The organism is Streptomyces sp. NPDC031121, assembly GCF_055570615.1.
Genome location: NZ_JBVIGV010000020.1, coordinates 87,204 through 95,872 on the forward strand (window position 1 = coordinate 87,204; position 8,669 = coordinate 95,872).

Here is an 8,669-nt window from a genome sequence, read left to right on the forward strand (position 1 = left end):
CCTTTCGACCCAGCCGGAGGCCGCCATGCTCGACGAGACGCTCCTCGACGCACCGGAGGAGCTCGCCCGCGCCGACCGCCGCGGCCTGCTCCGCGGCGCAGCCGAGGCCGGCGCCAGAGTCCGCACCGCCGCCCGGCACTCCGCCGAGGCCGGCCTCGGCGAACTCCGCCCCGACGGCCGCCCCCGCGCCGTCCTCATCGCCGGCCCCGGAACCGCCGCCACCGGCGTCGCCGACCTGCTCGGCGCCCTCGCCGCGCCCTCCGCCCCGGTCACCCGCCTGCACCCCACCGGCGTCGCCCACGCCCCCGGAGCCCTGCGCTGGGCGCTGCCCGGCTGGGTCGGCCCCGTCGACCTGCTGCTCCTCGCCACCACCGACGGCACCGAACCCGGACTCGCCGTCCTCGCCGAGCAGGCCTACCGGCGCGGCTGCACCGTCGTCGCCGTCGCCCCCGAGCGCTCCCCGCTCGGCGAGGCCGTCGCCGGCGCGCACGGACTCCTCGTACCGATGGCCAAGGCCCCGTACCAGGAGTACGACGAGTCCGCCGCCGCCGGACCCGGCGCCCTGTGGGCCCTGCTCACGCCGCTGCTGCTGCTCCTCGACAAGGTCGGCCTGGTCACCGCCCCCGCCGAGACCCTCCAGCGCGTCGCCGACCGCCTCGACCGCACGGCCGAGCGCTGCGGCCCCGCCATCGCCACCTACTCCAACCCGGCCAAGACGCTCGCCGCCGAACTCGCCGACGCCCTCCCGCTCATCTGGAGCGAAGGCGCGGGCGCCGCCCCGGCCGGCCGCCGCTTCGCCGCCACCCTCGCCGAACTCGCCGGCCGCCCCGCGCTCGCCGCCGACCTCCCCGAGGCGCTGCCCGCCCACGGCGTCCTGCTCTCCGGTGCCTTCGCCGCCGGCGCCGACCCCGACGACTTCTTCCGCGACCGGGTCGAGGAGGAGGGGGCCCTGCGCGCCCGCGTCGTCCTGCTGCGCGACCGGCCCGCCGGCGGCCTCTCCGCCGCCCCCGCCGCGCGCGAACTGGCCCTCAGCCACGACACGGCCGTCAGCGAGATCGAACCCGAGGAAGGCGGAGAGCTGGAACAACTCGCCGAACTCCTCGCCGTCACGGACTTCGCGACCGCCTACCTGGCCCTGGCGACCAAGGGACACGGGTGAGCACGCCACCGCGCCGGCTCCGTCCTTCCCGGGAAGACGCACACAGATGGACCGCCTGACCAACACGATCCGCCCCTACGCCTGGGGATCGCCCACCGCGATCCCCGGGCTCCTCGGCGTGGAGCCGACCGGTGAACCCCAGGCCGAACTGTGGATGGGCGCCCACCCCGGCGCCCCCTCCCGCCTCGACCGCGGCGCCGGCGAGACCACCCTCGCGGACGTCATCGCCGCCGACCCCGAACGGGAACTCGGCGCCGCCGCCGTCGCCAGGTTCGGCCCCCGCCTCCCCTTCCTCTTCAAGATCCTCGCCGCCGGCGCGCCCCTCTCGCTCCAGGTCCACCCCGACCTGGAGCAGGCCCGCGCCGGATACGCCGACGAGGAGCGGCGCGGCATCCCCGCCGACGCCCCCCACCGCAACTACAAGGACCCCAACCACAAGCCGGAGATGGTCTGCGCCATCACCGCCTTCGAGGGGCTGTGCGGGTTCCGCCCGCCGCGGGAGGCCGCCGCGCTGCTGGACGGCCTGAAGGTGGACTCCCTCACGCCGTACGTGGACCTGCTCCGCGCCCACCCGGAGGACGCGGCCCTGCGCGAGATGCTCACCGCCGTCCTGACCGCGGACCGCGCCGAGATGGCCCGTACGGTCGCCGAGGCCGCGGCCGCCGCCGAACGCCTCGGCGGCCCGTACACCCCGTACGCCACCCTCGCCCACCACTTCCCCGGCGACCCCGGCGTCATCGCCGCCATGCTCCTCAACCACGTCCGCCTCCAGCCCGGCGAAGCCATGTTCCTCGGCGCCGGAGTCCCGCACGCCTACCTCGACGGACTTGGCGTCGAACTCCTCGCCAACTCCGACAACGTCCTGCGCGCCGGGCTCACCCCGAAACACGTGGACGTGCCCGAACTGCTGCGGATCGTCCGGTTCGACCCCGGGGACCCGGCGCTGCTGCGCCCCGAGGACGGCGACGAGGAGGTCTACGACACCCCCATCGACGAGTTCCGCCTCTCCCGCCTCGCCCTCGCCCCCGGCGCCGCCCCCCACCGCCTGCCGGCCGGCGCCCCGCAGATCCTGCTGTGCACCGCGGGCCGCCCCACCGCCGGCGAACTGGCCCTGGCGCCAGGCGAGTCGGTGTTCGTCCCGGCCGGCGAGTCCGTCGAACTGACCGGGCCCGGCACGGTCTTCCGCGCCACCGTCGTCCTCTGAGGTCCGGGCGGGCCGCCGGCGGCTGCAAGAATGTGCGGCCGTAGCGCGGCGCCCCGGCCAGGGCCGCCGTACCGAGGAAGGGACATCCAGCACCCATGAGCGCGTCGGGCGGAACCAAGGCGATCGTGGCGGCACTCGCCGCCAACCTCGCCATCGCCGTAGCCAAGTTCGTGGCCTTCGTCTTCAGTGGCTCGTCGTCGATGCTCGCGGAGAGCGTCCACTCGCTGGCCGACTCCGGAAACCAGGGGCTGCTGCTCCTCGGCGGGAAGAAGGCCAAGCGAGAGGCCACCGCGGAACACCCCTTCGGGTACGGGAGGGAGCGCTACATCTACGCGTTCCTCGTCTCCATCGTGCTCTTCACCGTCGGCGGCATGTTCGCGATCTACGAGGGCTACGAGAAGATCAAGCACCCCCACGAGATCGAGGCCTGGTACTGGCCCGTCGGCGTCCTCGTCTTCGCGATCATCGCGGAGTCCTTCTCCTTCCGCACCGCGATCAAGGAGTCGAACACGCTGCGCGGCAGCCTGACCTGGCGCCAGTTCGTCAAGCGGGCCAAGGCGCCTGAACTGCCCGTCGTGCTGCTGGAGGACCTCGGCGCGCTCGTCGGCCTCGTCCTCGCCCTCATCGGCGTCGGCCTCGCCCTCCTGACCGGCAACGGCGTCTGGGACGGCATCGGAACCCTCGCGATCGGCGTCCTGCTCATCCTCATCGCGATCGTCCTGGCCGCCGAGACGAAGTCGCTGCTCCTCGGCGAGGCCGCCGGCCTCGACGACATCGAGAAGATCAAGGCGGCCGTCGTCGACGGCGACAGAGTCACCCGCCTCATCCACATGCGCACCCTGCACCTCGGCCCCGAGGAGCTCCTCGTCGCCGCGAAGGTGGCCGTCCGGCACGACGACACCGCCGTGCGCGTCGCGGAGGCGATCGACGCCGCCGAGGCCCGCATCCGCGAGGCCGTCCCGATCGCCCGCGTGATCTACCTGGAGCCGGACGTCTACCGGGCCGCCGAGGCCGCCGCCGGGGGGGACCCCCTCGCCAAGCCCGGCCGCTGACCGGCCCCCCCGCCCCACCGCCGAAGGCCCCCGCCCACCCCGCGGGGGCTTTCGCGCACCCGCCGCCGGGGCCCGCGCACGCGGTCCCGTACGACCCCGATTTTCCGGGTGCACTGGGGTAGGCCCCGCAGGTCGGTGTAGATTCGTCATCAGTGTCAGGCGTCGCTGCTGATGGCGGTCGGGCGGTCCCGCGACCGGCCGAGGGGAGAGAGGGCCCCCGACGGACTGAGTGCCCGGTGCACCGCCTCCGGCGATGCGCGGCTCAGCCGTACCCACCTCTCGAACCATGAGGAGAGCAGCACCCATGGACTTCAAGGTCGCAGACCTTTCCCTCGCCGCCTTCGGCCGCAAGGAGATCACCCTGGCGGAGCACGAGATGCCGGGTCTGATGTCGATCCGCCGCGAGTACGCGGAGGCGCAGCCGCTGGCCGGCGCCCGCATCACCGGCTCGCTGCACATGACCGTGCAGACCGCCGTCCTGATCGAGACCCTGGTCGCGCTCGGCGCCGAGGTCCGCTGGGCCTCCTGCAACATCTTCTCCACCCAGGACCACGCGGCCGCCGCCATCGCCGTCGGCCCGAACGGCACCCCGGAGAACCCGCAGGGCGTCCCCGTCTTCGCCTGGAAGGGCGAGACGCTGGAGGAGTACTGGTGGTGCACGGAGCAGGCCCTGACCTGGCCGAACACCCCCACCGGCGGCCCGAACATGATCCTCGACGACGGTGGTGACGCCACCCTCCTCGTCCACAAGGGCGTCGAGTTCGAGAAGGCGGGCGCGGCCCCGGACCCGTCCACGGCGGACTCCGAGGAGTACGGCCACATCCTCACGCTGCTGAACCGCACCCTGGCGGAGTCCCCGCAGAAGTGGACCCAGCTGGCCTCCGACATCCGCGGTGTCACCGAGGAGACCACGACGGGCGTCCACCGCCTGTACGAGATGATGCAGGAAGGCACCCTGCTCTTCCCCGCCATCAACGTGAACGACGCCGTCACCAAGTCGAAGTTCGACAACAAGTACGGCTGCCGCCACTCCCTCATCGACGGCATCAACCGCGCCACCGACGTCCTCATCGGCGGCAAGACCGCCGTCGTCTGCGGCTACGGCGACGTCGGCAAGGGCTGCGCCGAGTCCCTGCGCGGCCAGGGCGCCCGCGTCATCGTCACCGAGATCGACCCCATCTGCGCCCTCCAGGCCGCGATGGACGGGTACCAGGTCACCACCCTGGACGAGGTCGTCGAGACCGCCGACATCTTCATCACCACCACCGGCAACAAGGACATCATCATGGCCTCGGACATGGCCAAGATGAAGCACCAGGCGATCGTCGGCAACATCGGCCACTTCGACAACGAGATCGACATGGCCGGCCTCGCCAAGATCCCCGGCATCGTCAAGGACGAGGTCAAGCCGCAGGTCCACACCTGGACGTTCCCCGACGGCAAGGTCCTCATCGTCCTCTCCGAGGGCCGCCTGCTGAACCTCGGCAACGCGACCGGCCACCCCTCCTTCGTCATGTCGAACTCCTTCGCGGACCAGACCCTGGCCCAGATCGAGCTCTTCACGAAGCCGGAGGAGTACCCGACCGACGTCTACACGCTGCCCAAGCACCTGGACGAGAAGGTCGCCCGCCTCCACCTCGACGCCCTCGGCGTCAAGCTGACCACGCTCCGCCCGGAGCAGGCCGCGTACATCGGCGTCCAGGTCGAGGGCCCGTACAAGCCGGACCACTACCGCTACTGATCCGCCGGGCGGGCCGGCGCCGCCGGCCCTCCCGCGGAACCGCAGCACCGCTGCCCCGGCAGCACCGAGCCAGGCCCCCGGCACCCGTGCCGGGGGCCTGCCCCGTACGACGCACAGCAAGGACCCCCCGCCATGCCCCGCGGCCGCTACTCGCTCCACGACCCGCACGACCACACCCCGCTCGGCGAGGAGCACTTCCACTGCGCCCCCGGCCCCTCCGGCTGGCGCTACGTCTCCCAGCTGACGGGCCCGGACGGCGGGCACCGTGGCTCCGTCGACCTCGCCGTCGACGAACTCGGCCGCCCCATCCGCGTGGAACTGGCCCTCGCGGGCTGGCAGGTCCGCGGCGCCGCCCTCGACGGGGTCACCTGGGTCCGCTCCGACCCCGCCGGCGCCGAGGCCGCCGAGGGCAACGCCCCCGCCGCCGCGTTCACCGGTACCTCCCCGGCCTTCCTCGTCGCCACCGCGCTGCTGCTCCGCCCGGCCGCGGGGGCCGCCGCGACCCGCGTCCGGCTCGTCGCGCTCACCGATCCCGTCCTGGCGCCGCGTACGGTCGACCAGGCCTGGCAGCTCGCCGGCACCACCGTCCACGACACCGACAGCGGGCCCCTCGTCGTCGACGAGTACCGGGTCACCGCCCTGGACACCGGCGAGGTCCACTCCGTCCACCTGGCGGGCGACGTCGTCCTGTCCGCGCCCGGCATCGAACTGGAACACCTGGAGACGCCGCCGTCGGCATTCCGCGCCTGACCGCGGGCGCGGCCGCCGGTCAGTACTCCTCGTCCGGGTATCCCCAGCGGATCTCGTGCGCGGCCGCAGGGGCCACGTCGGCGACCGTCGCCGCGAAGAGGCCCTCGAAGTGCGGCTGCCAGAGGTAGAAGCGGGTGATGCCGAGCGGGTGGTCCGACTCCCCGGAGACGAAGAACGCGCCGTCGTCGCCCACGGACCAGCCGTGGCTGACCTGGTTTTCGAGCGACTCGTCGTACAGCAGCTCCTGCACGGCCCGGACGACGTCCTCGGCCTGCTGCCGGTCCGCGAGCCCGGTCACGGTGAAGGCAAGATCGATGTTGACTGACATGGGCCGCAGCCTAGGCGGGGCCGCCGACAAGCGGCTCTACCCGGGCGGGGCGAAGCCGGTACGCCGCTCCGGCGCGGGTGCAGGAGGAGAGGCAGGGGTGGCAGCAGCGGGGGGCCCGGCCGGCACAGCGGCCCCGTACGTCCCGGACGCCCCCGGGGTCCCGTACGCCGCCGGCGGCCCGGCGGGGGCGTACGCACCGGCGCCCGCGCCCGGCAGTGCGCCGGCCGCGGACCCGAACGCCCGGGCGGCGTCCCGCGACTGCCGCTCGTGCACGACCGCCATCAGGAACGCGGCCGCCGGCACCCCGGCCGGCACCGGCGCCCCCGTACGGGCCGCCAGGTCGTCCGCGAGCCGCGCCGCCATCGCCGAGCCGACCTGCGGATCCAGCTGGCCCATCCGCGTCAGGTACTGGCGTACCGCCAGCCACAGCCCCTCCGGCACCGCCGACAGGTCCAGCCCGGCGAACCGCCCCGCCAGCCAGGGCGGCGGAGGCGGCACCGGCATCACCTGCTGCCGCGGCACCCGCTCCCGGACGACGAGGGTCCCCGCGAACACGTCCCCGAGCCGCCGCCCCCGCTCGGAGACCAGCGAGGCCGTGCACGCCACCGCCCCGAACGTCAGCAGCAGCTCCAGGACGCCCATGGCCCCGCGCACCAGCGCGTGCCGGAAGCGGATCGGCCCGCCGTCGTCCCGGACCACCCGCAGCCCGCACGCCAGCTTGCCGAGCGACCGGCCTCCGCTGAGCGTCTCCACCGCGATCGGCACGCCGACCAGCCCCAGCACGAAGCCCGACACGGCCACGGCGGCCCGCGCGGCCTCGTCCAGGGAGGCGGTCGCGAAGGCCAGGCCGACCGCGACGGCCAGATAGCAGGACAGGTACACGGCGATGTCGAGGCAGTACGCGAGCGCCCGGCTCGGCAGCCGCGCGGGCCGCAGCCCCAGGACGACCGCGTCCCCCGTCACCAGATCGCTCACGCTGCAAACCCTCTCCCCGTGGCCGGACCCGCCCCTCGGCGACCAGTCTGCCAAGCTGGCCGTGGAAGAAGTACGCCGGAGCAGGGCCGGGCGCGCGGAGCGGCCGGGCCAGGGGCAGGGGAGCGGCAGCCGGATGGATCTCGACGTCTTCGTGACGGCCCACCGCGCGGAGTGGGACCGCCTGGAGCAGCTGCTCGGCCGCGGCCGCCGGCTGACCGGCGCCGAGGCGGACGAACTGGTCGCCCTGTACCAGCGGGCGTCCACCCACCTGTCACTGGTCCAGTCGGGCACCCCGGACGCCGTGCTGACGGGCCGGCTCACCCAGCTCGTCGCCCGGGCGCGGGCCACCGTCACCGGCACCCGGCGGGCGGGCTGGCGGGACGCCGCCCGCTTCTTCACCTCCGCCTTCCCGGCCGCCGTCTACCTGAGCCGGCGCTGGTGGATCCCGACCGCGGTGCTGTCGACGCTGCTCGGGGTGCTGATCGGCTGGTGGGTCGCGGTGACCCCGGAGGTGCAGGCGTCCATAGCCGCGCCGGAGGAGCTGCGGGCGATGACGGAGCCCGGCGGCGGGTACGAGGCGTACTACTCCAGCCACCCCGCCGCGTCCTTCGCGGCGCAGGTGTGGACGAACAACGCCCAGGCGGCGGCGATCTGCCTGGTGGCCGGCGCGTTCCTGGGGCTGCCGGTGCTGTGGATCCTCTTCCTCAACATGGCGAACCTGGGGGTGGGGATCGGCCTCATGGCGTCCGCGGGCCGGCTCGACGTGTTCCTCGGCCTGATCCTCCCGCACGGCCTGCTCGAACTGACCGCCGTGTTCGTCGCGGCGGGCACCGGCCTGCGCCTCGGCTGGACGGTCGTCGACCCGGGCCCGCGCACCCGCCGGGCCGCCCTCGCCGAACAGGGCCGGGCCGCGCTCGGCATGGCGATCGGGCTGGCGGCGGTCCTGTTCGTCTCCGGCCTGATCGAGGGCTTCGTGACCCCCTCCGGGCTGCCCACGTGGGCGCGGATCGCGATCGGCGTGGCCGCGGAGGCCGTGTTCCTGGCGTACGTGTACGTGCTCGGCGGCCGGGCGGCACGGGCGGGGGAAGTGGGCGACGTGGAGGCCGCGGACCGCACGGCCGCGCTGCCCACGGCGGCCTGATGTGCGTAGGGGCCTGTTCAGCTGCTAGTCTCCTCGTCGTCCCGGAACGGCCGTTGACACGGCCGCCATGGGGAGGTAGATTCGAACGGTTGCCTCGAACTGGACAGTTCGGCAGCAGCGGTTTAACATCTCTCTCGCCTCCACGGAATCGTGAATTCCATCGGAGCGCACACGACTCCTCATTCAGGAATCCGAAGCCGGGAAATCCGGTGGAAAACTTCTGGTAGAGTCGGAACCGCCGGAAAGGGAAAGCGCGAAAGCGAAAACCCCGGAAAGCGAAGCGCGAAAGACTCTGATAGAGTCTGAAACGCAAGAACGA

Annotated in this window: 8 protein-coding genes; 6 read left to right on the forward strand and 2 right to left on the reverse strand. The window is 73.6% G+C overall.

Annotated elements, in window-relative coordinates; translation table 11 throughout:
• The first annotated feature begins 25 nt into the window (after positions 1 to 25).
• The 5 genes from ACZ462_RS30200 to ACZ462_RS30220 all read left to right on the forward strand — a co-directional run bounded on the left by ACZ462_RS30200 (position 26) and on the right by ACZ462_RS30220 (position 5,906).
• Positions 26 to 1,159, forward strand: a complete 1,134-nt coding sequence (locus tag ACZ462_RS30200) for an SIS domain-containing protein (protein ID WP_467809698.1) — start codon at positions 26 to 28, stop codon at positions 1,157 to 1,159.
• Between the two features lie 46 nt (positions 1,160 to 1,205).
• Entirely contained in the window at positions 1,206 to 2,363 is a 1,158-nt protein-coding gene (gene manA / locus ACZ462_RS30205) for a mannose-6-phosphate isomerase, class I (protein WP_467809699.1), read from the forward strand.
• Between the two features lie 95 nt (positions 2,364 to 2,458).
• Entirely contained in the window at positions 2,459 to 3,415 is a 957-nt protein-coding gene (locus ACZ462_RS30210; protein WP_467809700.1) for a cation diffusion facilitator family transporter, read from the forward strand.
• Between the two features lie 304 nt (positions 3,416 to 3,719).
• Positions 3,720 to 5,156, forward strand: coding sequence for an adenosylhomocysteinase (gene ahcY / locus ACZ462_RS30215; RefSeq protein WP_467809701.1), 1,437 nt, complete (start codon positions 3,720 to 3,722; stop codon positions 5,154 to 5,156).
• Between the two features lie 132 nt (positions 5,157 to 5,288).
• Positions 5,289 to 5,906, forward strand: a complete 618-nt coding sequence (locus ACZ462_RS30220; protein WP_467809702.1) for a hypothetical protein — start codon at positions 5,289 to 5,291, stop codon at positions 5,904 to 5,906.
• 19 nt (positions 5,907 to 5,925) lie between these two features.
• On the opposite strand, the gene ACZ462_RS30225 is transcribed toward ACZ462_RS30220, so the two are convergent.
• Positions 5,926 to 6,234, reverse strand: coding sequence for a hypothetical protein (locus tag ACZ462_RS30225; RefSeq protein WP_467809703.1), 309 nt, complete (start codon positions 6,232 to 6,234; stop codon positions 5,926 to 5,928).
• A gap of 36 nt (positions 6,235 to 6,270) precedes the next feature.
• The gene (locus tag ACZ462_RS30230) at positions 6,271 to 7,209 is read right to left on the reverse strand and encodes an RDD family protein (RefSeq protein ID WP_467809704.1); all 939 of its coding nucleotides are present in this window, start codon (positions 7,207 to 7,209) and stop codon (positions 6,271 to 6,273) included.
• Positions 7,210 to 7,342: 133 nt separating this feature from the next.
• Here ACZ462_RS30230 and ACZ462_RS30235 point away from each other — a divergent pair, with 133 nt between their 5' ends.
• The gene (locus ACZ462_RS30235) at positions 7,343 to 8,350 is read left to right on the forward strand and encodes a stage II sporulation protein M (RefSeq protein WP_467809705.1); all 1,008 of its coding nucleotides are present in this window, start codon (positions 7,343 to 7,345) and stop codon (positions 8,348 to 8,350) included.
• Positions 8,351 to 8,669: the final 319 nt, after the last annotated feature.

Coding starts and splice junctions, on each gene's coding strand:
- ACZ462_RS30200 (WP_467809698.1), top strand. CDS start 26: ATGCTCGACGAGACGCTCCTCGACGCACCGGAGGAGCTCGCCCGCGCC.
- manA (WP_467809699.1), top strand. CDS start 1,206: ATGGACCGCCTGACCAACACGATCCGCCCCTACGCCTGGGGATCGCCC.
- ACZ462_RS30210 (WP_467809700.1), top strand. CDS start 2,459: ATGAGCGCGTCGGGCGGAACCAAGGCGATCGTGGCGGCACTCGCCGCC.
- ahcY (WP_467809701.1), top strand. CDS start 3,720: ATGGACTTCAAGGTCGCAGACCTTTCCCTCGCCGCCTTCGGCCGCAAG.
- ACZ462_RS30220 (WP_467809702.1), top strand. CDS start 5,289: ATGCCCCGCGGCCGCTACTCGCTCCACGACCCGCACGACCACACCCCG.
- ACZ462_RS30225 (WP_467809703.1), bottom strand. CDS start 6,234: ATGTCAGTCAACATCGATCTTGCCTTCACCGTGACCGGGCTCGCGGAC.
- ACZ462_RS30235 (WP_467809705.1), top strand. CDS start 7,343: ATGGATCTCGACGTCTTCGTGACGGCCCACCGCGCGGAGTGGGACCGC.